We start from the raw sequence: 23235 nt of genomic DNA on the forward strand, positions 1-23235 counted from the left end.
CCGTGCGCCGCCTATGCGTCGGACTCCGCGGTGATGCCGTGCTTGCGCAGTTTCGCGTACAGGTTGGTGCGCGACAGGCCGAGGCTGCGCGCCGCTTCGAGCTTGTTGCCCTGCGCGTCTTCGAGCGCTGTGAGGATGAGCGAGCGTTCCAGCTCGTCCATGCTGTCGGCGAGGGGACGCTTGCGCGCCGGCGGTGCCGTGGGCCGGGCGGCGGCGCCGGGAAGGATGTCGGCGAAGTCCCCGGCCAGGATGCGTTCGCCGTCGGTGCGCACATAGACCTGCTCGATGACGTTGGCGAGTTCGCGGACGTTGCCCGGCCAGTCGTGCCCGCGCAGCGCGTCGAGCGCCCCGGGGGTCAGGTCGCGCATCGGCTGGTCGAGGCTCACCGCCATCCGTTCCGAGAACAGCGAGGCGAGGATTTCCAGATCCTCCTTGTGGTCGCGCAGCGCCGGAAGCTGGATCGGGAAGACGTTGAGCCGGTAGTAAAGGTCCGAGCGGAAGGTGCCGTTCCGCATCATCTCCGGCAGCGGCCGGCTGGTGGCGGCGATGATGCGGACATCGACCTTGATGACCTGATTGGAGCCGAGCGGCTCGACCTCGCGCTCCTGCAGCACGCGCAACAGCTTGGCCTGAAGCGGCAGCGGCATGTCGCCGATCTCGTCGAGGAACAGCGTGCCGCCGTGGGCGAGCTGGAATTTTCCGGGCCGGGGCTGGCGGCCGGCCCCGGTGTAGGCGCCGGGCGCCACGCCGAAGAACTCCGCCTCCAGCAGGTTTTCGGGCACCGCCGCGACGTTGACGCCGACGAAGGGACGGTCGGCCCGGTCCGAGGTGGCGTGGATCGCCTGCGCCACCAGCTCCTTTCCGGTCCCCGTCTCGCCCAGCACCAGCACCGCCGAGTTGATCTGGCCCGCCTTACGCACCAGCCGCTTCACCTGGAGCATCGCCGGGCTGAAGCCGACGAGGTTCTCGACCGAGTATTTCGGCGCGCGGCTGGCGGCGAGTTCCTGTTCCATGCGGTCGAGCCGCGATTGCAACTTGTTGAAGCGCTCGGCGATGGGGCGGAGATAGGTCAGGCTGTTCTTCAGGGCGAAGGCGAGGGCGCCGATGATTTCCCCCTGTTCGTCGCGCAGGGGCAGGCGGCTGACCAGCAGCGTGTGCTCGCCGTAGCGCATGATGTCGAGCGGGAAGGAGCGGCCGGTCTCCACCACGTCGCGCATCTGGCTGTGCGGGATGACCCGCTCGACGGGTTGCCCCACCACTTCGGTGAGGGAGCGGATGCCCAGCAGCGCCTTGCGCTTGTCATCGAACCAGACGTGCTTGTCGTTGGACCAGACGATCCGCGCGTCCTTGTCGACGAGAATGGCGCCGTCGATCATCTCGTCGATCATCACCATCAGGGCGCGCGCCGCCGCGAAGTGTTCGTCTGGTCCCGCCGCCATGGCCCGCCTCCCGCCGCGTCGCTTTTGTCAATATTCTGAACACTGTTTGTCAAAATTCAGCACACGACGGAAGCCCTGATTGTGGGGGCTTCAGCGGACGGGTGATCCGATCCCCAGGCAATCCGCCCGTCCGCTTGGCCCAACCCGTTTCCTGGCAACGCTTTCCATCATTGGCACGCCCCTTGCTTTGATTGCACCAAGAAAATATGGGTGCAGCGAACAATTGGTCGAGCGGCAGTCGCAGCGCCATCAGGCAGGGGGGAAGCGGCAAAGGCATGACGCAGCAGCGTGTTGGAATCATCGGTGCCGGGCTGATGGGGCATGGGATTGCCCAGGCCTTCGCCGTCGCCGGGCACCCGGTCGCCATCCATGAGCCCGATCCGGGCCGCCGGGCCGGGATCGTTGAACGGGTCCGCGGCAACCTTGAGACTCTGGGGATGGACAGCGGCGCCGCGGACCGGGTTCGGCCCTGCGAGTCGCTGGAGGACGCGGTCGGCGACGCGGACGTCGTCATCGAAGCGGTCCCGGAGGATCTGCCGCTCAAGCAGCGGATCTTCCTGGCGGTCGAGGCCGCCGCGCCGGCCCATGCGCTTCTGGCGAGCAACACGTCGGTGATCCCGATCACCCGGATCATGGAACCGCTCCGGGACAAGAGCCGTGCGCTCGGCACCCACTGGTGGAACCCGCCGTACCAGATCCCGCTCGTCGAGGTCGTCCAGACCGCCGACACCGCCGACGCGGCGGTTGCCGCGATGATCGGGCTGCTGGCCGCCATCGGCAAAATGCCGGTGCATGTCCGCAAGGACGTTCCCGGCTTCATCGGCAACCGTTTGCAGCACGCGCTCTGGCGCGAGGCCATCGCGCTCGTCCAGAACGGCGTGTGCGACGCCGAGACGGTGGACGCCGTGGTCAAGGCAAGCTTCGGCCGCCGCCTCGCCGTGCTGGGGCCGCTGGAGAACGCCGACCTCGTCGGCACCGACCTGACCCTGGCGGTGCACGAGCATGTCCTGCACGACCTCGACCGGACGCCGGAACCGTTGCCCCTGCTGCGCGACCTCGTCGCGTCCGGGCGGCTGGGCATGAAGTCCGGCGCCGGCTTCCGCACCTGGACGGAGGCGCAGCGGGCCGAGACGCACGCCCGTCTGGCGGCCCACCTGCAGCGGTTGGACGGCGTCGAGCGCGGGTGACCGCGCGCCGTCCCTCCCCATTCGATATCAACCCACTCAGGGAATCTCACATGGCCGCACCACAGAAGGCAGCACAGAAGAAGGTCATCATCAGCTGCGCGTTGACGGGGTCGATCCACACCCCGACCATGTCGGACGCGCTGCCGGTGACGCCTGATGAGATCGTCGAGCAGGGCGTCGGCGCCGCCGAGGCCGGTGCCGCGATCCTCCACCTGCACGCCCGCGACCCCCGCACCGGGCAGCCGACGCCGGACCCGGCGGTGTTCATGCAATTCCTGCCGCGCCTCAAGCAGTCCACCGACGCGGTGCTCAACATCACCACCGGCGGCTCGCTCAACATGACGGTGCAGGAGCGCCTTGCCGCTCCGCTCCAGGCCCGGCCGGAAATGTGCTCGCTCAACATGGGCTCGATGAACTTCGGCATCTTCCCGCTGGCCGACCGCTACCAGGGCTGGAAGCACGACTGGGAGGAGCCCTATCTGCGCAGCACCGACGACTTCATCTTCCGCAACACCTTCCGCGACATCGCCTATATCCTGGAGCATCTGGGCGAGGGCTGCGGAACGCGTTTCGAGTTCGAGTGCTACGACGTCGGGCACCTCTACAACCTCGCCCACTTCGTCGATCGGGGGCTGGTGAAGCCGCCCTTCTTCGTCCAGACGATCTTCGGCATCCTCGGCGGCATCGGCGCGGAGCAGCGCAACCTCGTCTTCATGCGCGAGACCGCCGACCGGCTGTTCGGGACGGATTACGAATGGTCGGTGCTGGCCGCCGGCCGTCACCAGATTCCCTTCACGACCATGGCCGCGGTCATGGGCGGCAACGTCCGGGTCGGGCTGGAGGACAGCCTGTATCTCAGCAAGGGCCGGCTGGCCCGGAACAGCGCCGAGCAGGTCGCGAAGATCCGCCGGATTCTCGAAGAGCTGTCGCTGGAGGTCGCCACCCCCGCCGAGGCGCGCGCCATGCTTGCGCTGAAGGGTGCCGATCAGGTGGCCTTCTGAACCGCGAGGCGCCATTGACATCCAAGACGTCCGAAAGAAAGACCGAGATGCGAAACAGAAACGCCGTCGTCACCGGCTCCACCACCGGCATCGGGCTGGCGACCGCCCGCGAACTGGCCCGCCAGGGCTGCCATGTGATGCTCAACGGCTTCGGCGACCGCGCGGAGATCGACCGGCTGTGCGCGGAGATCGGGGCGCAGAGCGGCACAAGGATCGTCTATTCGGGGGCCGACCTCAGCCGGCCGGAGGAGGCCCGCGCCATGATGGCCGACGCGGCGGCGGCGCTCGGCCCCATCGACATCCTGGTGAACAACGCCGGGGTGCAGCATGTGGCGGCGGTGCACGAGTTCCCCGACGACAAATGGGACCTGCTGCTCGCGGTCAATCTCAGCGCCGCCTTCCACACCATCAAGGCGGCCCTTCCCGCGATGCGCGAGCGCTGCTGGGGGCGCATCGTCAACACGGCGTCGGTCCTCGGCATGGTCGGCGCTCCGCACAAGCCCGCCTATGTGGCGACCAAGCACGGCATCATCGGCCTGACCAAGTCGGTGGCGATCGAGGTGGCCGAACACGGCATCACCTGCAACGCGGTGTGCCCCGGCACGGTGCTGACCCCGATCATCAAGAAGCAGATCGCCCAGCAGGCGCAGGTCACCGGCCTGCCGGAGGAACGGGTTCTCCAGGCCGTGTTCCTCGACCGCATGCCGACCGGCCGGCTGATCCCGCCGGAGGAGGTCGCCGCCGCCATCGCCTTCCTGTGCTCCGACGCCGCCGCGTCGATCACCGGCACCGCGATCCCCGTGGACGGCGGCTACACGACCCACTGACACCCGAACCACGAAGAAAACAACACCCTAGGGAGTGAACCATGCGCAGCACCCGTCTCGCCGGCCTTCTCGCCGGCGCCGCCTTCGCCGCCCTGGCGTCCGGCACGGCCCAGGCCCAGATGTCGGACAACGTCATCAAGATCGGCATGCTGTCCGACCGGTCCGGCATCTACGCCGACATCAACGGCGAGGGGTCGGCGGTGGCGGCGCGGCTGGCCGCCGAGGAGTTCGGCAACGCCATCAACGGCACCAAGGTCGAGATCATCGTCGGCGACCACCAGAACAAGGCGGACATCGCCGCCAACCTCGCCCGCCAGTGGATCGACGTGGAGAAGGTCGACGTCGTCGCCGACGTGCCGAACTCCGCCGCGGCGCTGGCCGTGCAGGGCATCACCAAGGACAAGAAGCGCATCTTCCTGATGTCCGGCCCCGGCTCCACCGATCTGACGGGCAAGGATTGCAGCCCCTATGGCTTCCTGTGGACGTGGGACAACCACGCCGTGGCGTCCTCCACCGCCCGCGCGCTGGTCGAGCAGGGCAAAAAGAGCTGGTTCTTCATCACCGCCGACTACGCCTTCGGCCATTCGCTGGAAACGGAGGCCGCCAACACCGTCAAGACGCTGGGCGGCACCATCAAGGGCAGCGTCCGCCATCCCCTGGCAAGCTCGGACTTCTCGTCCTTCCTGCTGCAGGCGCAGGCCTCGGGCGCCGAGGTGGTCGCCTTCGCCAACGCCGGCGGCGACACCATCAACGCGGTCAAGCAGGCCGCCGAGTTCGGCATTCCCCAGGGCGGCCAGACGCTGGCCGGCCTGCTGCTGAACGTCAACGACATCCACGCGCTGGGCCTCGACACCGCGCAGGGGCTGATGCTGGCGAACTCCTTCTACTGGGACATGGACGACGAGACCCGCGCCTGGTCGAAGAAGTTCGAGGAGCGGACCGGGCGCAAGCCGTCGATGAACCAGGCGGGCGTCTATTCGGCGGTCAAGCATTACCTGAAGGCCGTGCAGGCGGCCGGCACCGACGACGCCGACAAGGTCGCCGCCACGATGCGTGGCATGCCCATCACCGACATGATGATGAAGGACGCGCGGATCGCCGACAACGGCCGGATCTTCAACGACATGTATCTGGCGCAGATCAAGACCCCGGCCGAGTCGAAGGCGGCCTGGGACTACTTCAAGATCCTCAAAACCATTCCCGGCGAGCAGGCCTACATCAACCCGAAGGACAGCGGCTGCCCGCTCGTGAAGTGACGGGGTGATTGTATTCGAAGTCCCCTCTCCCCTCTGGGGAGAGGGTTAGGGTGAGGGGGTTGCGCTTTCGCCGGACGTATCGCCAAGCACATCCCCCTCACCGGCCCTCCGGGCCACCCTCTCCCCAGAGGGGAGAGGGTTATAGAGGCCAAATGCGATAGCTCTGGGTGAGATGACAACCTGACGTGAGGACGGCCGGGGAGCGGGCGCGCTCCCCGGCCAACGGGCGCCATTCCCATATTTTCTTCACGGTTATATACCAAACGTATATAGCGACCGTTGACAGACGCCGGTATGCGCTGTATTCAAACAAACATAGCGAATGGATACGGCCTGATCGGTCCCTGTGACGGAGCCCGCGATGAGACTGCGTGCGTTGGTTGTGCTGGCGATGGGCATCCTTCCGGGTACGCTGCACGCGGAACCCCTGGAATCGAGCCTGCTCGTCCTGACCAGCTACCCCGACGAGCTGGTCTCCCGCTTCGAGGCGGCGTTCGAGCGGGCCAATCCCGGCACGGACCTGCGCGTCCTCTGGAAGACCGGGCGGGAGGCGATGCCGATCCTGCGCGGCGCCGACCAGGGCGGCGTGGACGTCTACTGGACCCCGGCGCTGCGCAACTTCCCATTGCTGCGCGACGAGGGGCGGCTCCGCCCGCTGGACATCGCCTCACCGGGGCTCGATCGCGAGGCCCTGCCGGGCCGCATCGGGGCGCAGACCCTCTCCGACCCGTCGGGCCGCTTCGAGGCGTTCGAGGTTGCCGGTTACGGGATCGTGGTCAACCCGGCCTATCTGGCGGAGCGTGGGCTGCCGACGCCGCGACGCTGGGCCGACCTCGCCGACCCGGCGCTGGCCGGGCACGTCGCCTTCCCGGTGCCCTCGCGGGTCGGCTTCGCCCCGGTGTTGGTGGACATCATCCTCCAGGCCGAGGGCTGGGCGGCGGGCTGGACGCTGCTGCAACGCATCGCCGCCAGCGCGGAACTCGCCGACCGTGGGCCGGGTGTGGGCGACAGCGTGGCCTCGGGGCGGCGCGGCGCCGGGCCGACCATCGACTTCCAGGCGCTGAACGCCCAGGCCGACGGCAAGCCGGTGGAGATTCTCTATCCGGAGCGCACCGCCTGGCTGCCCGCCCACATCGGCGTGACCGCCGCCGCTCCGCACCCGAAGGCCGCCGCCGCCTTCGTCGCCTTCGCCCTGTCGGAGGAGGGGCAGCGGATTATCTTCCACCCGGACATCCGCCGCCACCCGGTCCGCCCCGCGGTCTACCGGGACGCCCCGGCGGGAACCGGCAATCCCTTCGCCGTGGCCGGCGCCTTCGCCTATGAAACGGAGAGGGGCAGCCGCCGGGAGCCGGCGGTCGCCGCCCTGTTCGACGCGCTGGTCACCCGCCGCCAGGACGAGCTGCGCGAGTTGCTGGTGCTGCTGGACGAGGCGCGGATGGCGGCCGCCCGCAAGGGCGATCCCGCGCTTGCCGCGAAAGCGGAGGAGGCGCTGGCCCTCGCCACCGCGGTCCCGGTGACCGAGGACGAGGCCGCAGGCTTGGCTGTTACGGAAGCGCTCGATCAGGACTGGGCGGAGCGCATCGGCAAGGCCCGCGCCGCCGCCACGGACACCGCCCGCGCCGTGCTGGCCGCCGCCAAGGAGCCCTGACCCGTGCGCCGGACCCTCCACGCCCTTCTCGGCCTGTCGGTCGCCCTGTCCGCGACGGCGGGAGCGGCGGTTCAGGCCGCCGCCCCGGCCAACCCGACGCGCGCCGCCTTCGACCAGACCCTGCCGCCGACCGACGAGGCGCAGCGCGTCCAGTTCACCATCGGGCGCATCCTGTTCAACCATGTCTGGACGCCCGGCGGCCCGGACCCGGAGGCCGGGACCAGCGTCGGCCGCGCCCAGGCCGGCGGGCGGGCGCTGGTGCAGAACGGCTTCGCGGGGGAGGGCGGGTTCCACGGGCTGGGGCCGACCTACAACCGGCTGTCCTGCGCCGCCTGCCACATCAAGAACGGGCGGGGCGAGCCGCCGCAGGGCCCCGACGACGCGCTGCGCGCCATGCTGGTTCGCCTGTCGGTGCCCGGCGAGGACGCGCATGGCGGACCCAAGCCGCACCCCGTCTACGGCGACCAGATCAACGACCAGTCGGTGCCCGGCGTTCCGGCGGAGGCGCGCGTCTTCTTCACGTGGCACGAGCGGGTCGAGCGTCTGGCCGACGGCACCGAGGTGCCGTTGCGCGCCCCGGAAATCCGCGTCACCGACTTGGCCTTCGGGCCGCTCGGCGACGAGGTGATGACCTCGCCGCGCATGGGGCCGCCGGTCTTCGGGCTGGGCCTGCTGGAGGCGGTGCCGGAGCGCGCCATTCTGGCGCTGGCCGAGGCGCAGGCGCGCGAGGGCGTGGTCTCCGGCCAGCCCAACCGCGTCCGGGACCGCGAGACCGGGGCGGAGGCGCTCGGCCGTTTCGGGCTGAAGGCCAACCAGCCGAGCGTGCGCCAGCAGATCGCCGGAGCCTTCGTCGGCGACCTCGGGATCACCACGCGCCTCTATCCGCAGCCCAACTGTCCGGAGGCGCAGGACGCCTGCGCCGCTTATGCCACCAAGGACGAGGGGCCGCAGCCGGAACTGTCCGAGGCGATGCTCGACACCATCCATCTCTACACGCTGGCGCTCCAGCCGCCGTCCCGGCGCAACGCGGACGCCCCGGCGGTGCGCCGCGGCGAGGCGGTCTTCGCGGAGGCCGGCTGCGCCCGCTGCCACGCCCCCAGTCTGGAGACGGCGGAGCACCCGCTCCTGCCGGGGCTCGGCGGGGGGACGATCCATCCCTACAGCGACCTGCTGCTGCACGACCTGGGCGACGGGCTGGCCGACCGGCGGCCCGATCACCGCGCCAGCGGGCGGCAGTGGCGCACGGCGCCGCTGTGGGGGCTGGGCCTCGTCCCGCTGATCGCCGACCACCCCGCCTACCTGCACGACGGCCGCGCCCGCAACCCGCTGGAGGCCGTGCTGTGGCACGGCGGCGAGGCCCAAGGCAGCGCCGACGCCGTGCGTGCCTTGCCCACCGCCGACCGCGCGGCGCTGCTGTCCTTTCTCGCTTCGCTCTGATCCACACCTTCCGCTGACGCCCATCCCCTCAGGAGTCCGATGAGACGATTGCTGCTTGCCGCTGCGTCGTCGGCCGTGCTGGCCGCCGCGCAGAACGCCCCCGCCTTGGCTCAATCTGCCGCCCAGTCCACCGCACCCGATGAGCCGGTCTACCGGCTGGGCCAGATCAACGCGACGGCCCAGGCGGCCGGCGGCACCCCGGTCGGCGGTTCCGTCCTGTCGTCGGAGGACATCGCCCGCTTCAACCGCGAGCGGCTGGACCGCGCGCTCGACCTGCTGCCGGGTGTCAGCATCGCCACCACCCGCGGCCCGCGCAACGAGCGCTACGTCACGGTGCGCGGCTACGACCGGTTCCAGGTGCCGCTCTATCTGGACGGCGTGCAGCTCTACCTGCCGGCGGACAACCGCTTCGACCTCGGCCGCTTCCTGACCGGCGATCTGGCCGAGATCCAGGTGGCCAAGGGCTACGCGTCGGTTCTCGACGGGCCGGGCGGGCTCGGCGGCTCGATCAACCTCGTCAGCCGCAAGCCGACGCGCGAACTGGAAGGCGAGTTGCGCACCGGCATCAACCTCGACGCGACGGGCGCCTTCTCCGGCTATCTGACCAGCGCCAGCGCCGGGACGAAGCAGGAGCGCTTCTACGTCCAGGGCGGCATCGCCAAGGTCGAGCAGAATTTCTTCCGCCTGTCCGACAACCACACGCCCACCGCCAACGAGAATGGCGGCCGGCGCGAGGGATCGGAGAGCCGGGACTGGCGGGTGAACGCCAAGTTCGGCGTCACGCCCAACGACACCGACGAGTATTCCTTCAACGTACTGAAGCAGAACGGCTCGAAGGGCGCCCCGCTGCACACCTACGACCCGGCCAGCAGCCAGACCATGCGCTACTGGAAATGGCCGGAATGGGCGGTGCAGAACCTGTCCTTCAATTCGCACACGCAGCTCGGCGACAAGTCCTACGTCAAGACGCGGCTGTTCCATTCGACCTTCGACAACAAGCTCGATTCCTACGACGACCGCCGCTACGTCCGGCAGAGCACGTCGCGGGCCTTCACCAGCATCTATGACGACCGCGCCTATGGCGGCGGCGTGGAGCTTGGCACCGACCTGATCCCGCGCAACACGCTGAAGGGCGCCATCCACGTCCGCCGCGACGAGCACGAGGAATTCCAGACCATCTACGCGCCGCGCTTCCGCGAGCCGAATCAGAAGAGCGTCGAGGACACCTATTCGGTCGCTCTGGAGAACACCTTCCACGCCACCGGGGCGGTGGATGTGGTGGCCGGCGCCAGCTACGACTGGCGCGACCTGCGCAAGGCCCAGGACTGGGACGGCACCAACACCGGCCGCTTCGTCAATTACCCGACGAAGGACATGGACGCGTTCAATTGGCAGGGCGCGGTGATCTGGCGTTACAGCGCCACCGGCGAGACCCACGCCAGCGTGTCCAGCCGCACCCGCTTCCCGACGCTGTTCGAGCGCTTCAGCTCACGCTTCGGCGGGGCTGTGTCGAATCCGGGGCTGAAGCCGGAACGCGCCGTCAATTACGAGATCGGGGCGTCCGAGCAGGTCTTTGGCAACACCCGCCTGGAAGGGGCGGTGTTCGTCAACGACCTGACCGACGCCATCCAGTCGGTCAACATGATCTACAACGGCCAGTCGGTGACGCAGAACCGCAACGTCGGGTCCGGCTTCGACCGCGGCTTCGAGCTGTCGGCGCGCACGCTGCTGTCCGAGTGGCTGGAGATCGGCGGCAACTACACGCTGCTGGTCCGCACGCTCGACGCCGTGGGCACCCCGGAGCCCAAGCCGACCGGCACGCCGACCCACAAGCTGTTCGCCTACGCCGACGTCCAGCCCATCGAGGCGCTGCACGTCGTGCCGTCGCTGGAGGTCTCCTCGACCCGCTGGACCAGCAATTCCGCGCAGACCGCCTACTACCGCACCGGCGCCTACGCGCTGGCGAACCTCAAGGTCTCCTACGAGATCGTCAAGGGGGTGGAGGCGGAGGCCGTGGTCCGCAACATCACCGACCGCAACTACCAGCTCATGGACGGCTACCCGGAGGAGGGGCGCAGCTTTTACCTCGGGGCGCGCTACCAGTTCTGACGCGGAAGAGGCTGGGCTGAGCACGGGGCCTGACCATGGACGTCCTGCGCGCCGGCGATGCGGCGATCCCGGAGGAAAGGGCGGGGCGTGGGCCATGGGCTCCCTGGGCGTTCGCCCTGTCCGCCCTGGCCCATGGCGCCCTGCTGGGTCTGCTGATCGCCACGGCCGAGACACCGGCCACGCCGGTTCCCGAGGCCTTCAGCATCGACCTCGTGCCGGGAAGCGGCGTCGAAGCGGCCGGCGACGCGGGGGGAGGCCCGGACGGTCACGGAGAGTCCGACGCGGAGCCGCCGCCGGCCGCTGCCGCCGCCGAACCGGCGCCGGACCCGGAACCGCAACGGGTCGAGGCCGTTCCGCCTCCCGACCCGTCGCCCCCTGACGGTCCGGATTCCGTTGCGCCGGTTCCGGCCCGCAAGCCGACGGTGAAGCCGGTGACGGCGGCCACCACCCGCGCCTCCTCACCGGCCATCCCGGCACCGGCCACCCCGGCAAAGGACATGGCCCGGAATCGTGACGGGGCCGCCGCCGCAACCGGACCAGCGGCCGGACCAGCGATGGGCAGCGGGATGAACGGCTCCGCTGTGGCGGATGCCGGCGTCGGCAGCGGCGGCGCGGACGCCATGCGCGTCTATCTGGAGGAGGTGCGCCGCCGCCTTCAGGTCCGGCTCGCGGTGCCGGCGGAAGCGCGGCGGCTGCGGCTGGGGGGGACGGTGCTGGTGCGCTTCACGGTGCGGGGTGACGGCAGCGTTCCGGGCGAGTCCATGGCCGTCCTGTCCGGCCCCGGCGTCGCGGTGCTGGAGCGGGCGGCGCTGGAGACGGTCGCCCGGACCGCCCCCTTTCCGCCTCCGCCCAAGCCGGCCACCGTCGAGGTGCCGGTGCTGTTCGCCGTGTCGGTCCGATGAGGTCGTGGTCAGGTGAGGTCGTCGAGGTCCACCCGAAGGGCGTCGGCGATCCGCTTGAGCACATCCACGGAACCGCCCCGCGTGCCGGCCTCGATCTGCGAGACATAGGCCTGCTTGAGACCGGTGGCCTCGGCGAGTTGGGCCTGCGTCATGCCGCGGTGGTCGCGGAAGACCTTCACCGGATGCTCGCCACCCAGCAGACGCTCGGCCACGTCATCGGGGAAGGTTTCCGGTTGTGTGGCCTTGTAGACATCGAAGGCGCGGGTCGCGGTTGCCTCGTCGGCGGCTTCCAGCAATCGTTCATATTCGGCGATGGGCAGAACCGCGAAGGCCGGATTGCCGTTGCCATCCCGGATGATCTGCGCGGAATCAGTCATAGATGCCTCCTCTCGGGCCGATTTCGATGACGATCAGCACCAGCACGCCGGATTCGAGGTCATAAACGATCCGCCAGTCGCCGACGCGGAGCCGGTAGCCGTCCCGGCCCTTCAGCTTCTTCACGTTCCGCGCGTTCGCCGGGTCGGCAGCCACCTCCCGCAGCTTCAGGCGGATCAGCTCCGCCGTGTTGCGCGGCATCCGGCGAAGCGTCTTCAGAGCCGCCGCAGTATAGCGGATCGTGTGCATCGCATAAATATAGCGGTCCGCTATTTACCCATCAAGCGTATCGTTATGTGTCACTGATACTTGGCGTAGACCCAGAGAACGCGGGCGTCCTCGTCCCCGTCCGAGAGCCAGAGATGCGGGGTGCTGGCGTCGTAATACATGGAATCGCCGGCTTCCAGCCGCAGCGGCTCGTAGATCTGGCTGTGAACCACCAGCGTGCCGGAGACGACGTGCAGGAACAGCTCCGCGTCGTACTTGGCCCATTCCGGATAGGCGTCGAGCGAGCGGGCGACGACGGTGGTCATGATCGGGGTCATGACCTTGTTGGTCAGCTCCGGGCAGAGCCAGGCGTTGTTGCAGGTGCCGGTGGGGAAGGGACGGCCATCGCCCGACCGCGTCACCGAACGGCGTCCGGCCACGCGCAGCGTCGGGGTCGGCCCGCCGATGATCGCCGCCGCGTCCATCTCGAAGCCGCCGGCGATCTTCTGGAGGGTGGTGACCGTCGGCGACAGCTCGTTGCGCTCGATCTTGGACAGGGTGGACACGCCGACCCCGGTGCGGTCGGCCGCCTGCTGGAGCGTCAGCCCCAGGCGCTTGCGCAGGTTCTTCAGCCGGACGCCGAGGTCCAGTTCCCCGTCCGCCCCGCTCTGGGAGGCGGAGGTGGCCGCGTCGGGCCGCTCGATCACATCCATTGCCTCGTCCGCCGCCTGTCGTGTCGCGATTCGTCGTACATGCCTGGTCGTCAGGGCGGGCCGCTTCATTGAGGGTCCTCGAACACCAGAACCTTTCCAGGATTCATCATATGGTCCGGGTCGAGCAACGCTTTGATCTGCGTCATCAGCCGATAGCGCGCCGGATCGATGGAGTTGGCGAGCCGTTTGCGGTTGCTGCGGCCGATCCCGTGCTCCGCGCTGATCGAACCATCGCAGGCGAGCGTCGCCGTGTCGACGATCTCGTTGATTTGCGCCGCCGCCGCCTCGAACGCGTCGCGGGAGGGAAAGGCGTCGTGGTCGAAATGGATCACCGCGTGCAGGTTGCCGTCGCCGACATGGCCGACGAACAGCCGCCGCGCCTGCGGGAAGGCCTCGCGCACGCCGCGCTCCGTCTCCGCCGCGAAATCCCCCAGCCGGTCGAGCGCCACCACCGTGTCGTAGGAGACGCTGATGCCGGCCACCTTGTTCGCCTCCGACACCGAATGGCGCAGGCGCCACAGCGCCTCGCGCTGCGCGCCGCTCTTGGGAATCACGGCGTCGGCGACGAGGCCGCGTTCCAGCGCGTCGGCAAGGCACTCCTCAAGAATCGAGGCCAGATCCATGGCGGCGAAGCTGTCCTCCGCCTCGATGAGCACGTACCAGGGGTGCGGCTCCGCGAAGGGCAGGGTGCAGCCGGGGATGTGGTCGAGCACGAGCTGCATCTGGGAGTGCGACATGACTTCGTAGGCGCTGACCCGGTCGCCGAGGCGGGAGCGGACGGCGGCCAGAAGCTCCAGCGCCTGGTCGAGATGGCCGGCGCCGGCCATGGCGGTGGCGCTCGCCTGCGGCTGGGGGAACAGCTTCAGCACCGCCGCCGTGATGATGCCCAGCGTGCCTTCCGCCCCGATGAACAGGTGGCGCACGGCGTAGCCGCTGTTGTCCTTGCGCAGCCGCTTCAGGTCGTTCATCACCGAGCCGTCGGGAAGCACCACCTCCAGCCCCAGAACCATGTCGCGCATCGGTCCGTAGCGCAGCACCGCCGTGCCGCCGGCGTTGGTCGCGATGTTGCCGCCGATCTGGCAGCTCCCCTCCGCGCCCAGGCTGAGCGGGAAGAGGCGCCCGGCCTCCTGCGCGCGGGCCTGCAGGTCGGCCAGGATGCAGCCCGCCTCCACCGTCATGGTGTTGTCCAGCGCGCTGACCTGCCGCACCCGGTTCAGCCGGTCGAGCCGCAGCACCACCGCCTCGTCCGAGAAGGGCGTGGCGCCGCCGCACATGCCGGTGTTGCCGCCCTGCGGCACGATCGTCCCGCCATGCTCGCGCACCAGCAGGACGGTCGCCGCCACCTGCTCGGTGTCCGCGGGGTAGACGGCGCACAGCGCCGTGCCCTGGTAGCGGCCCCGCCAGTCCCGCGTCAGCGGTTCGAGATCCGTCGCCTGCGTGACCACATGGCGCTCCCCCAGGAGCGTACGCAGCGACGTCAGCAGAGCCTGTGGGTCACGCATCGGGCAGGTCCTCGTGGCTTCGGGGCCGGGGTGAAGGGAGCCGGGCTGGCGGTGGGAGGCCGGGGCAAAAATCGGTGTCGCGAACAATCGGCTGGCGCGATCGGACGTTGACGATATTGTCACTCGATGTCTAGCATACGAAAAACTGTTCCCAAAAAGATAATTTTTGTCGGAGCGGCATCCAATGGTCCTATCTTGCGCATCGTGCGGCGTGGGCGTTCTCTTCCATGAAGCGGCGAGATCGCCGTGACCGCGCCGCTCAACATCGCCGAGGCCCGGCAGCGGGCGCGGTCCCGCCTGCCGCGCGGCTTGTTCGAGTACATCGATCGCGGCACCGAGGACGAAACCGGCATCGCCGCGTCCAAGACCGCGCTCGACAATCTCGCCTTCAAACCGCGCGTGCTGGTGGACGTGTCGAAACGGGACGCCGCCACCCGCCTGTTCGGGGTGAGCCAGCCCATGCCGCTGGTGGTGGCGCCAACCGCCGTCGCCGGGCTGGTCTGGTACGACGGCGAGGTGGAGCTGGCCAAGGCCGCCGCCGCGGTCGGCATTCCCTTCTGCGTCTCCACCCAGTCGATCACCTCCATTGAGCGGATCGCCAGGGAATCCGGGGCGCGGCTGTGGTTCCAGCTCTACGTCTGGCGCAAGCGCGAGCGCGCTCTCGATCTGGTGCGGCGGGCCGAACGGGCGGGGGCGGAGGCGCTGGTCCTGACCGTCGACACCGCGGTGACTCCCAACCGCGAATACAACATCCGCAACGGCTTCGGCATTCCGATCAAGCCGTCGCTGCGCGCCGGGCTGGACTGCCTCGTCCATCCGCGCTGGTTCGCCGGGGTCTTCGTCAAATACCTGCGCAACGGCGGCGTGCCGACCTACGCCCACTATCCCGACGAGTTCCGCACTGCGCTGGGCCGGGTCGCCGTTGGGGACGAGATCAGCCTCGCCCAGGATGTGGGGTGGGACGACGTGCGGACCCTGCGGGACGCCTGGCCGGGCACGCTGATCCTGAAGGGCGTGCTGCGCGCCGACGACGCGGAGAGGGCAGCCGAGCTGGGGGTGGACGGCATCGTCGTGTCCAACCACGGCGCCCGCAATCTGGACCACGCCATCCACCCCGCGCGCTGCCTTGCGGACATCGCCGAACGGGTCGGCGACCGGCTGACCGTGCTGGCGGACGGCGGGGTGCGGCGGGGCAGCCATGTCGCCGGCTATCTGGGGCTGGGCGCGCAGGGTGTGCTGCTCGGCCGCGCCGTCCTCTATGGGCTGGCGACCGGTGGGGCGGCGGGAGCGCAGGCGGTGCTGGAGCTGTTCCGGCGCGAACTTCTGACCATCATGGGCTTCCTCGGCGCTCCGACCTTGGCCGACATCAGGGGAACGGTGGAACGGCCACGTTGACGTGTGCTGGAGCGCCGTTTTTATCGGATCGTCCTTTTTTGTCCATTATACGATTTGTTGTTGCAGCGAAGGGAAAAATAAGGTCACATCTCTTTCGTCGGAAGCGGGCGGGGCCGGGATGAAGGTCCCATAAGCGACATTTCATCGTTCCGCTCCCTCCGGCACGGCCCCGGCACCACGCCGGGCGTGAGTTCAGGCACGGATTTCCGGCGCCACGCCGGTCTTTGTCGATTTCATCGAACTCTTTTCATCGTCTTTTTTCCGATCGTCCCAAACCGGCTTCCCGCATTGCGGGGGCAAGGCCGCCCTGCGGCCTCAGCACACCGCCAGGCCATGCTTCAGGCAGCACGCCTCAAACGCCACGCTTAGGAATCCCGAGGACCCCATGGCACTCACCCATTCGGAGATCAGCGGCCTGTTCAGCGCCATCGTCACGCCGCTGACGGTCGACGGTTCCGTCGACATCGCCGGCCTGAAGCGGCTGGTGCGGCACCAGCTCGACGCCGGGGCGTCCGGCATCGTGCCGATCGGCGGCACCGGCGAGTATCCCGCCCTGTCGCGGGACGAGCGCAAGCGCGTCGTCGCCGCCTGCGTGGAGGAGGCCGGCGGGAAGCCGGTGATCCCCGGCGTGCTGTCCACCGGTTTCCAGGACGCGGTCGAGGCCGGGCGCGACTTCGCCGCCGCCGGAGCCGCCGCGGTGATGACCGTCACCCCCTATTACGCCGCCGGCACCCAGGAGGGCATGCGCGCCTATTTCCGCGCCTACCGCGATGCGGTGGACCTGCCGGTCATGCTGTACCAGATCCCGCGCCGCACCACCGTGGCGGTCACCGCCGAGGGCGTGCAGGCGATGGCGGAGGACGGCTCCATCATCGGCATGAAGTTCTCCTCCTACGACATGCCGGAGTTCATCAAGACGATGAAGTACGCCGGCGACAAGATCTCCGTGCTGAGCGGCGAGGAGCCGCTGTTCGCCACCCACGTCGCGCTGGGCGCGCGGGGCGGCGTGCTGGCCTCGGCGACCATCTACCCGCGGATCTGGCTGCGCATCTTCGAGCTGGCGCGCGCCGGCAAGCTGAACGAGGCGCTGGCCGAGCAGACCCGGATCGACCCGGTGGTGAATTCCATCTTCCTGGAAACCAACCCCGGCCCGCTGAAGGCCTTCATGGCGATGGCCGGCATGCCGGTCGGCGGGGTGCGGCTGCCGCTGACCGCGCCGACCGCCGAAACCACCGAGAAGCTCCAGGCCGTCGCCCGGCACGCGCGCGACATCGCGCTCGCCTGACGGCCGAAAGGACCATTTCGGGCGCTCCCTCCCCCGGAAAGCGCCCCAACAACGCGAAGCCGCGGCGGCGGCCGGTCAACGAACACGGAACGGCCTGAGCACAGGTAAAGACACACACGTCACGACACATCCGGTCGGACAGCCCGACGGACCACAAGGGAGACGGACATGGTGAATCGCAGGGAACTGGCTGGGTTTCTGGGCGCCGGCGCGGCGGTCGGGGCTTTCGGGGCCACCATGGCGGCGGGCATCGCCCCGGCCGCGGCGCAGGAGGGCGGCAGCTCCTTCGACCGGGTCCTGAAGGCCAAGAAGCTGCGCATCGGCGGCGTGGCGACCGGCGCCCCCTGGATCATGAAGGACCAGACGACCGGCCAGTGGTCGGGCCAGTTCTGGGACATCGGGTCGGCGCTCGCCGCCGACATGGACGTCGGCATCGAGGTGGTCGAGACCACCTGGGGCAACGCCATCCTCGACCTCCAGGCCAACAAGATCGACGTCATGTTCGGCATGAACCCGACGCCGAAACGCGCCCTGGCTGTCGACTTCACGGTCCCGGTCTACAACAGCGCCCTGGTGGTCATCGCCAAGCCGGGCTTCGAGCCGAAGAGCTGGGCCGACATGAACAAGCCGGAGGTCAAGATCGCCGTGGACGTCGGCTCGGCCCACGACCAGGTGGCCAGCCGCCTCTGCCCGAACGCCCAGATCATCCGCTTCAAGTCGCTGGACGAGGCGACGCTGGCCGTGCGCAGCGGCCGGGCCGACGCCCAGTCGATCTTCTGGATGGGCGGCGTGCGCGCGGTGAAGCGCGACCCGTCGCTGGGCAAGGTGATCGTGCCGCGCCCGATCTTCGGCTCCACCTCCAACGCGGCGGTGCGGCGCGAGACGGACAAGACCCTGCGCGACTTCGTGAACACCTGGATCGTCTACGCCCAGGGGCTGGGCCTGATCCGCGAGGCGGTGGTGAACAGCCTCGCCAAGGTGGACATCGCCATGAGCGACATCCCGGAAGGCATCACCTTCTAAAGCGAACGTCCGTTCGCTTTAGAGTCACATCGCCTCACTCGCCGGCGGGCTTCGGCCGCACGTGCGGCCGGGACCGCCGTCGCGGTCCAAAGCGGATTGCAATCCGCTTTGAAGGAACCTGTCGACGGACCTGGGTTCCGATGACGCACGGCGGCCGGCCCCGCGGGGAGACGGCCGCCGTTCCGAAGCTTTGCAAGCAGGCCCGCCATGTACACCTTCAACTTCGAGATGCTCTGGGGATACCGCTGGCTGTTCCTCAACGGCACGCTGGTCACCATCGGCCTGACGGCCGCCGTCGTCGTGCTGGGCCTGCTGCTCGGGCTGGTCGGCGGGCTGGCCCAGCTCTCGCGCTTCGCGGTGCTGCGCTGGATTTCCTGGGCCTACATCGAGCTGTTCCGCTGCACGCCGCTGCTGGTGCAACTCCTGTGGTTCTACTACGCGCTGCCGATGCTGACCGGCATCCAGATCGACGCGATCACGGCCTCCGTCCTCACCCTGTCGCTCTACGGCGGGTCCTTCTACGCGGAGGTGATCCGGGGCGGCGTGGTCTCCATCGAGGCCGGACAGACGGAGGCCGGGCTGGCGCTCGGCATGACGCCGGCCAAGGTGATGCGGCGCATCGTGCTGCCCCAGGCGGTCAAGCGCATGATCCCGCCGCTGATGAACCAGTCGATCATCCAGTTCAAGAACACCTCGCTGGTCTCGGTGGTGGCGGTGCCCGACCTTCTCTACCAGGGGCAGGTCGCCGCGACGGACACCTTCCGCCCGCTGGAGGTCTACACCATCGTCGCGCTGATCTACTTCGTCGTGCTGGTCCCCCTGACGGCCATCGTGAAGCGGGGCGAAAAGCAGCTCCAGACCGGTCATTAAGGTCCGGGTCACGGACGTTCCCCCGGCGATCCAACGCGAGAGGCCCTTTTCCATGAGCATTCCCAAGATCGAAGTCGCCGGGCTGAGGAAGCAGTTCGGCGAGCTGGTCGTCCTGCGCGACATCAACCTGAAGGTTGATTCCGGCGCCGTCGTGGCGCTGATCGGTCCCTCGGGGTCGGGCAAGTCCACGCTGCTGCGCTGCCTCAACCTGCTGGTGGTGCCGAACGGCGGCCGGGTCCGCATCGGCGGCGACGCCTTCGACTTCGAGACGGGCAAGGCGCTGCCCCGGCCCAAGGCGCAGGCGAAGTTCCGCTCCAACACCGGGATGGTGTTCCAGCACTTCAACCTGTTCCCGCACATGACCGTGCTCGGCAACGTGATGGAGGGGCCGGTCTCCGCCAAGAACATGCCGAAGGCGCAGGCCGAGGCCATCGGGCGCCGGCTGCTCGCCAAGGTCGGGCTGGCCGACAAGGCCGACGCCTACCCGGACCGGCTGTCCGGCGGGCAGAAGCAGCGCGTCGCCATCGCCCGCGCGCTGGCCATGGAGCCGGAGGTGATGCTGTTCGACGAGGCGACCTCCGCCCTCGACCCGGAGCTGGTGTCGGAGGTGCTGGGGGTGATGCGCGACCTCGCCGCCGAGGGCATGACGATGATCATCGTCACCCACGAGATCGCCTTCGCCCGCGAGGTCGCCGACCGGGTGATCTTCATGCGCGACGGCGTGATCGTGGAGGAGGGGCCAGCGCGCGACGTCATCGACCGGCCGCAGCAGGAGGCCACCCGCGCCTTTCTCAGCCACTTCCACACACGCGGCTGAACCCGGGGGCTGACCCGGCGTTATTCCTGTTCGGGCAGTCGGAAGGCGGCGACGGCGTCGCGGAACCCTCCGAGGAAATCCTGCGCGAGGGTGGACAGCGACCGCTGCGCCGAATGCAGCACCGCCATTTCGAAGGTGATGGCCGGCTCGAAGGGGCGGATGGCGACGCCGCGCCCCGCATACTCCTGCGCCGTGAAGGGATCGACGATGGAGATTCCCGCACCGGCGGCGACCATGGCGCAGGCGATCATGGTGAGCTGGGTTTCCACCCGCATGGTCCGAGCGACACCGTGCTCGGCGAACATCGCGTCGATGGAATAGCGCATCAGCGTGGCGGCGCCGAGCGCGATGAAGGCCTCCCCCGCGAAGTCCTCCGGGACCAGCCGCTTGCGCGCGGCCAGGGGATGGTTGCTCGGCACCACGGCGACCGCCCGCACCCGCGGCATCCGCTCGCACAGAACCGTCGCGTGCTCCACCGCCGACTGGCCGAAGCCCAGCTCGCACTGGCCGGCGGCCACCCAATCGAGCACCTGCGGGGAGCTACTGCCCCACAGCGACACGTCCACCCGCGGCCGCTCCTCAAGGAAACGGGCGACGAAGCGCGGCAGGAAGCCGATGGCCATGGCCGGCATGGCGGCCACCCGCAGCGTGCCCGCCCGCCGCTCCTGCAGGTCGCGCGCCGCCTGCTCGATCCGCTCCAGCCCGACGAAGGACCGCTCCACCTCCTGATACAGCGACATCGCCTCGCTGGTCGGCGCGATGCGCGAGCCGCGCCGCTCGAACAGTGTCAGCTTCAGCGCGTATTGCAGGTCGGCGATCAGGCGGCTGACCGCCGGTTGCGAGATGTTCAGAAGCTCCGCCGCCGCGGTGATTCCGCCGGTCAGCATGACGGCGCGGAACGCCTCGATCTGGCGGGGATTGAGCATTCCGGTGCCGTCAAAGGGTGTCAGATGCGTTGCAGCATAACATTCAGTTATAGACACCACAAACAATTCGATTTGACGATTATGCCAGCGGGGCGCGACGCTCCGGGGGTGCGACAAAACGCGCACCGCTGGGAAACGAACCAGAACAGGAGAGGGACAGATGCGAGCGTTGGTGTACGGCCTGATGGCAACCGCCGCCCTGGGATGCGGTGTCGCGCAGGCGCAGCAGAAGACCCTGTATGTGGCCGCCTACGGCGGGTCCTTCGAGCAGACGATGCGCAAGGACATCATCCCGGCCTTCGAGAGCAAGGCGGGCGTGAAGGTCGAGTATGTCGCCGGCAACTCCACCGACAACCTCGCCAAGCTCCAGGCCCAGAAGGGCAACCAGCAGATCGACGTGGTGATCCTGGACGACGGTCCGATGTACCAGGCGGTGGCGCTGGGCTTCTGCGCCGACATCGCCAAGGCGCCGATCTACGACGACCTCTACGATCTGGCGAAGATCCCTTCGGGCAAGGCGGTCAGCGTCGGCGCGGTCGGCACCGGCATCGTCTACAACAAGAAGGTCTTCGACGAGAACGGCTGGGCCGCCCCCGCCTCCTGGAAGGACATCGAGGACGCCAAGTTCCGCAAGAAGCTGGTCGTCCCGCCGATCAACAACAGCTACGGCCTGCACGCGCTGGTGATGATGGCGCGGCTCGACGGCGGCGGCGAGAAGTCCATCGATCCCGGCTTCAAGGCCTTCAAGGACAAGGTGAACCCGAACGTCCTCGCCTACGAGCCGTCGCCGGGCAAGATGACCGAGCTGTTCCAGAGCGGGCAGGCCACCGTCGCCGTCTGGGGCTCGGGCCGCGCCAAGGCGCTGGCCGACACAGGCTTCCCCGCCGCCTTCGTCTACCCCAAGGAGGGCGGCGTCGTGCTGGCCTCGGCGGCCTGCGCCATCACCGGCAGCAAGCAGGCGGCGGAAGCCCAGCAGTTCATCCAGCACATGCTGTCGCCCGAGGTGCAGACCGTGATGGCGACCGGCGCCGGCTTCGGCCCGGTCAACAAGACCGTCACCCTGACCGCCGAGCAGCAGGTGGGCATCCCCTACGGCCCCGAGCAGATGGGCAAGCTGCTGGTGGTCGACTGGGACACCATCAACGCCAACCGCGAGGCCTGGAACAAGCGCTGGACCCGCGAGATCGAGCGCTGACCGCAACCCCCGGCCCGCGTCAACGGCGGGCCGGGACTTCCCAGGCTCCTTGGTGGGAGACGACGCCATGCCTTACCTAGTCCTCGACCGCCTGACCAAGCGGTTCGGCCCCTGGGTCGCCGTCGACAACATGTCCCTGACGGTGGAGAAGGGGGAGCTGGTCTCGCTGCTCGGCCCGTCGGGCTGCGGCAAGACCACGACGCTCCAGATGATCGCCGGCTTCCTCGATCCCAGCGCCGGGCGCGTCACGCTGGACGGCGCCGACCTGCTGGCCAGGAAGCCCAACGAGCGCGGGCTCGGCATCGTCTTCCAGAGCTACGCCCTGTTCCCCCACATGACGGCGGCGGAGAATGTCGCCTTCGGGCTGGAGATGCGCGGCATCCCGCGCGCCGACCGCGACCGCATGGTGCGCGACGCGCTCCAGCTCGTCGGGCTGGGGGCCTTCGGCGACCGTTACCCGCGGCGCATGTCCGGCGGCCAGCAGCAGCGCGTGGCGCTCGCCCGCGCCATGGTCATCAAGCCGAGCCTGCTGCTGCTCGACGAGCCGCTGTCCAACCTCGACGCCAAGATGCGCGAGGAGATGCAGATCGAGCTGCGCCGCATCCAGCGCAGCGTCGGCACCACCATGATCCTCGTCACCCACGATCAGGCGGAGGCCATGGCCCTGTCCGATCGGGTGGTCATCATGAACAAGGGTCGGGTCGAGCAGGTCGCCGCCCCGCAGGACGCCTACGACAACCCAGCCAGCGCCTTCGTCGCCAACTTCCTTGGCCGCACCAACCTGCTCCAGGGCACGGTGCGCCGCGACGGTGCCGGGCGGCGCATCGACGTGGCCGGGACGGCATGGCCGGTCGCGGCGGAGCTGCCGGACGGCCCCGGCCTGCTGACCGTGCGGCCGGAGAAGGTCCGCTTCGTGGACGGCGCCGGCGTGCCGGGCCTCGTGCGGGCGCGGGTCTTCCAGGGCACCCAATGGCTGTTCGAAATCCGCACGGAAGCCGGCGACCTGACGGTGATCCGCCAGCACGACGGCCAGACCCTGCCGGCGGAGAACGAGCCGGTCATGGTCGGCTGGCGGGCGGAGGACATGCGCGTGATGGCGGGTGAGGCATGACCGCCGTGGA

Annotated in this window: 21 protein-coding genes; 15 read left to right on the forward strand and 6 right to left on the reverse strand. The window is 69.1% G+C overall.

Annotated features, from left to right (window positions below; all coding sequences use genetic code 11):
- Positions 1-11: 11 nt before the first annotated feature.
- Positions 12-1439, reverse strand: a complete 1428-nt coding sequence (locus tag DXK32_RS03080) for a sigma-54 interaction domain-containing protein (RefSeq protein ID WP_114857179.1) — start codon at positions 1437-1439, stop codon at positions 12-14.
- A gap of 275 nt (positions 1440-1714) precedes the next feature.
- Between DXK32_RS03080 and DXK32_RS03085 the strand changes: the two genes are divergently transcribed.
- The 8 genes from DXK32_RS03085 (at position 1715) to DXK32_RS03120 (ending at position 11806) form a co-directional block, all read left to right on the forward strand.
- A complete protein-coding gene (locus DXK32_RS03085; protein WP_114857180.1) occupies positions 1715-2626 on the forward strand; it encodes a 3-hydroxyacyl-CoA dehydrogenase family protein in 912 nt (303 codons plus the stop codon).
- 50 nt (positions 2627-2676) lie between these two features.
- Complete coding sequence (locus DXK32_RS03090; protein WP_114857181.1) at positions 2677-3627, forward strand: 3-keto-5-aminohexanoate cleavage protein; 951 nt, start codon at positions 2677-2679, stop codon at positions 3625-3627.
- Positions 3628-3674: 47 nt separating this feature from the next.
- Positions 3675-4454 carry a 3-hydroxybutyrate dehydrogenase gene (locus tag DXK32_RS03095; RefSeq protein WP_114857182.1) on the forward strand — a complete coding sequence of 260 codons (780 nt, stop codon included), beginning with the start codon at positions 3675-3677 and terminating at the stop codon, positions 4452-4454.
- A 41-nt stretch (positions 4455-4495) separates the two neighbouring features.
- Positions 4496-5710: an ABC transporter substrate-binding protein gene (locus DXK32_RS03100; RefSeq protein WP_114857183.1), complete on the forward strand. Its 1215-nt coding sequence runs from the start codon at positions 4496-4498 to the stop codon at positions 5708-5710.
- A gap of 361 nt (positions 5711-6071) precedes the next feature.
- Positions 6072-7358: an ABC transporter substrate-binding protein gene (locus DXK32_RS03105; protein WP_114857184.1), complete on the forward strand. Its 1287-nt coding sequence runs from the start codon at positions 6072-6074 to the stop codon at positions 7356-7358.
- A 3-nt stretch (positions 7359-7361) separates the two neighbouring features.
- Positions 7362-8795, forward strand: a complete 1434-nt coding sequence (locus tag DXK32_RS03110) for a di-heme oxidoredictase family protein (RefSeq protein ID WP_114857185.1) — start codon at positions 7362-7364, stop codon at positions 8793-8795.
- A 39-nt stretch (positions 8796-8834) separates the two neighbouring features.
- The gene (locus tag DXK32_RS03115) at positions 8835-10904 is read left to right on the forward strand and encodes a TonB-dependent receptor plug domain-containing protein (protein ID WP_247876946.1); all 2070 of its coding nucleotides are present in this window, start codon (positions 8835-8837) and stop codon (positions 10902-10904) included.
- A 35-nt stretch (positions 10905-10939) separates the two neighbouring features.
- A complete protein-coding gene (locus DXK32_RS03120; protein ID WP_114857187.1) occupies positions 10940-11806 on the forward strand; it encodes a TonB family protein in 867 nt (288 codons plus the stop codon).
- 8 nt (positions 11807-11814) lie between these two features.
- Here the strand turns inward: DXK32_RS03120 and DXK32_RS03125 are convergent, their stop codons facing one another.
- The 4 genes from DXK32_RS03125 to DXK32_RS03140 form a co-directional block, all read right to left on the reverse strand.
- Entirely contained in the window at positions 11815-12183 is a 369-nt protein-coding gene (locus DXK32_RS03125) for a helix-turn-helix domain-containing protein (RefSeq protein ID WP_014199001.1), read from the reverse strand.
- A complete protein-coding gene (locus tag DXK32_RS03130; RefSeq protein WP_114857188.1) occupies positions 12176-12430 on the reverse strand; it encodes a type II toxin-antitoxin system RelE family toxin in 255 nt (84 codons plus the stop codon). Before DXK32_RS03130 ends, DXK32_RS03125 begins: the two co-directional genes overlap by 8 nt.
- Positions 12431-12480: 50 nt before the next feature.
- A complete protein-coding gene (locus tag DXK32_RS03135) occupies positions 12481-13101 on the reverse strand; it encodes a helix-turn-helix domain-containing protein (protein WP_247876947.1) in 621 nt (206 codons plus the stop codon).
- A 65-nt stretch (positions 13102-13166) separates the two neighbouring features.
- Positions 13167-14603: an FAD-binding oxidoreductase gene (locus DXK32_RS03140; protein WP_114857190.1), complete on the reverse strand. Its 1437-nt coding sequence runs from the start codon at positions 14601-14603 to the stop codon at positions 13167-13169.
- A gap of 246 nt (positions 14604-14849) precedes the next feature.
- Between DXK32_RS03140 and DXK32_RS03145 the strand changes: the two genes are divergently transcribed.
- From DXK32_RS03145 to DXK32_RS03165, 5 genes are all read left to right on the forward strand, one after another.
- Entirely contained in the window at positions 14850-15998 is a 1149-nt protein-coding gene (locus tag DXK32_RS03145) for an alpha-hydroxy acid oxidase (protein WP_247876948.1), read from the forward strand.
- 385 nt (positions 15999-16383) lie between these two features.
- Positions 16384-17283: a 4-hydroxy-tetrahydrodipicolinate synthase gene (gene dapA / locus DXK32_RS03150; protein WP_114857192.1), complete on the forward strand. Its 900-nt coding sequence runs from the start codon at positions 16384-16386 to the stop codon at positions 17281-17283.
- A 168-nt stretch (positions 17284-17451) separates the two neighbouring features.
- Positions 17452-18306, forward strand: a complete 855-nt coding sequence (locus DXK32_RS03155; protein ID WP_114857193.1) for a transporter substrate-binding domain-containing protein — start codon at positions 17452-17454, stop codon at positions 18304-18306.
- 207 nt (positions 18307-18513) lie between these two features.
- Positions 18514-19176 carry an amino acid ABC transporter permease gene (locus DXK32_RS03160; RefSeq protein WP_114857194.1) on the forward strand — a complete coding sequence of 221 codons (663 nt, stop codon included), beginning with the start codon at positions 18514-18516 and terminating at the stop codon, positions 19174-19176.
- 52 nt (positions 19177-19228) lie between these two features.
- Positions 19229-19993, forward strand: a complete 765-nt coding sequence (locus DXK32_RS03165) for an amino acid ABC transporter ATP-binding protein (RefSeq protein WP_114857195.1) — start codon at positions 19229-19231, stop codon at positions 19991-19993.
- Between the two features lie 20 nt (positions 19994-20013).
- Here the strand turns inward: DXK32_RS03165 and DXK32_RS03170 are convergent, their stop codons facing one another.
- Positions 20014-20919, reverse strand: a complete 906-nt coding sequence (locus tag DXK32_RS03170; RefSeq protein WP_114857196.1) for a LysR substrate-binding domain-containing protein — start codon at positions 20917-20919, stop codon at positions 20014-20016.
- 160 nt (positions 20920-21079) lie between these two features.
- Between DXK32_RS03170 and DXK32_RS03175 the strand changes: the two genes are divergently transcribed.
- The gene (locus tag DXK32_RS03175) at positions 21080-22114 is read left to right on the forward strand and encodes an ABC transporter substrate-binding protein (RefSeq protein WP_114857197.1); all 1035 of its coding nucleotides are present in this window, start codon (positions 21080-21082) and stop codon (positions 22112-22114) included.
- Positions 22115-22181: 67 nt separating this feature from the next.
- Positions 22182-23225, forward strand: a complete 1044-nt coding sequence (locus DXK32_RS03180) for an ABC transporter ATP-binding protein (RefSeq protein ID WP_114857198.1) — start codon at positions 22182-22184, stop codon at positions 23223-23225.
- Positions 23226-23235 lie beyond the last annotated feature (10 nt).

The sequence above is a fragment of the Azospirillum brasilense genome, assembly GCF_003349955.1.
Taxonomy (GTDB): domain Bacteria; phylum Pseudomonadota; class Alphaproteobacteria; order Azospirillales; family Azospirillaceae; genus Azospirillum; species Azospirillum brasilense_B.

Coding starts and splice junctions, on each gene's coding strand:
- DXK32_RS03080 (WP_114857179.1), bottom strand. CDS start 1,439: ATGGCGGCGGGACCAGACGAACACTTCGCGGCGGCGCGCGCCCTGATG.
- DXK32_RS03085 (WP_114857180.1), top strand. CDS start 1,715: ATGACGCAGCAGCGTGTTGGAATCATCGGTGCCGGGCTGATGGGGCAT.
- DXK32_RS03090 (WP_114857181.1), top strand. CDS start 2,677: ATGGCCGCACCACAGAAGGCAGCACAGAAGAAGGTCATCATCAGCTGC.
- DXK32_RS03095 (WP_114857182.1), top strand. CDS start 3,675: ATGCGAAACAGAAACGCCGTCGTCACCGGCTCCACCACCGGCATCGGG.
- DXK32_RS03100 (WP_114857183.1), top strand. CDS start 4,496: ATGCGCAGCACCCGTCTCGCCGGCCTTCTCGCCGGCGCCGCCTTCGCC.
- DXK32_RS03105 (WP_114857184.1), top strand. CDS start 6,072: ATGAGACTGCGTGCGTTGGTTGTGCTGGCGATGGGCATCCTTCCGGGT.
- DXK32_RS03115 (WP_247876946.1), top strand. CDS start 8,835: ATGAGACGATTGCTGCTTGCCGCTGCGTCGTCGGCCGTGCTGGCCGCC.
- DXK32_RS03120 (WP_114857187.1), top strand. CDS start 10,940: ATGGACGTCCTGCGCGCCGGCGATGCGGCGATCCCGGAGGAAAGGGCG.
- DXK32_RS03125 (WP_014199001.1), bottom strand. CDS start 12,183: ATGACTGATTCCGCGCAGATCATCCGGGATGGCAACGGCAATCCGGCC.
- DXK32_RS03130 (WP_114857188.1), bottom strand. CDS start 12,430: ATGCACACGATCCGCTATACTGCGGCGGCTCTGAAGACGCTTCGCCGG.
- DXK32_RS03135 (WP_247876947.1), bottom strand. CDS start 13,101: ATGGATGTGATCGAGCGGCCCGACGCGGCCACCTCCGCCTCCCAGAGC.
- DXK32_RS03140 (WP_114857190.1), bottom strand. CDS start 14,603: ATGCGTGACCCACAGGCTCTGCTGACGTCGCTGCGTACGCTCCTGGGG.
- dapA (WP_114857192.1), top strand. CDS start 16,384: ATGGCACTCACCCATTCGGAGATCAGCGGCCTGTTCAGCGCCATCGTC.
- DXK32_RS03155 (WP_114857193.1), top strand. CDS start 17,452: ATGGTGAATCGCAGGGAACTGGCTGGGTTTCTGGGCGCCGGCGCGGCG.
- DXK32_RS03160 (WP_114857194.1), top strand. CDS start 18,514: ATGTACACCTTCAACTTCGAGATGCTCTGGGGATACCGCTGGCTGTTC.
- DXK32_RS03165 (WP_114857195.1), top strand. CDS start 19,229: ATGAGCATTCCCAAGATCGAAGTCGCCGGGCTGAGGAAGCAGTTCGGC.
- DXK32_RS03170 (WP_114857196.1), bottom strand. CDS start 20,919: ATGCTCAATCCCCGCCAGATCGAGGCGTTCCGCGCCGTCATGCTGACC.
- DXK32_RS03175 (WP_114857197.1), top strand. CDS start 21,080: ATGCGAGCGTTGGTGTACGGCCTGATGGCAACCGCCGCCCTGGGATGC.
- DXK32_RS03180 (WP_114857198.1), top strand. CDS start 22,182: ATGCCTTACCTAGTCCTCGACCGCCTGACCAAGCGGTTCGGCCCCTGG.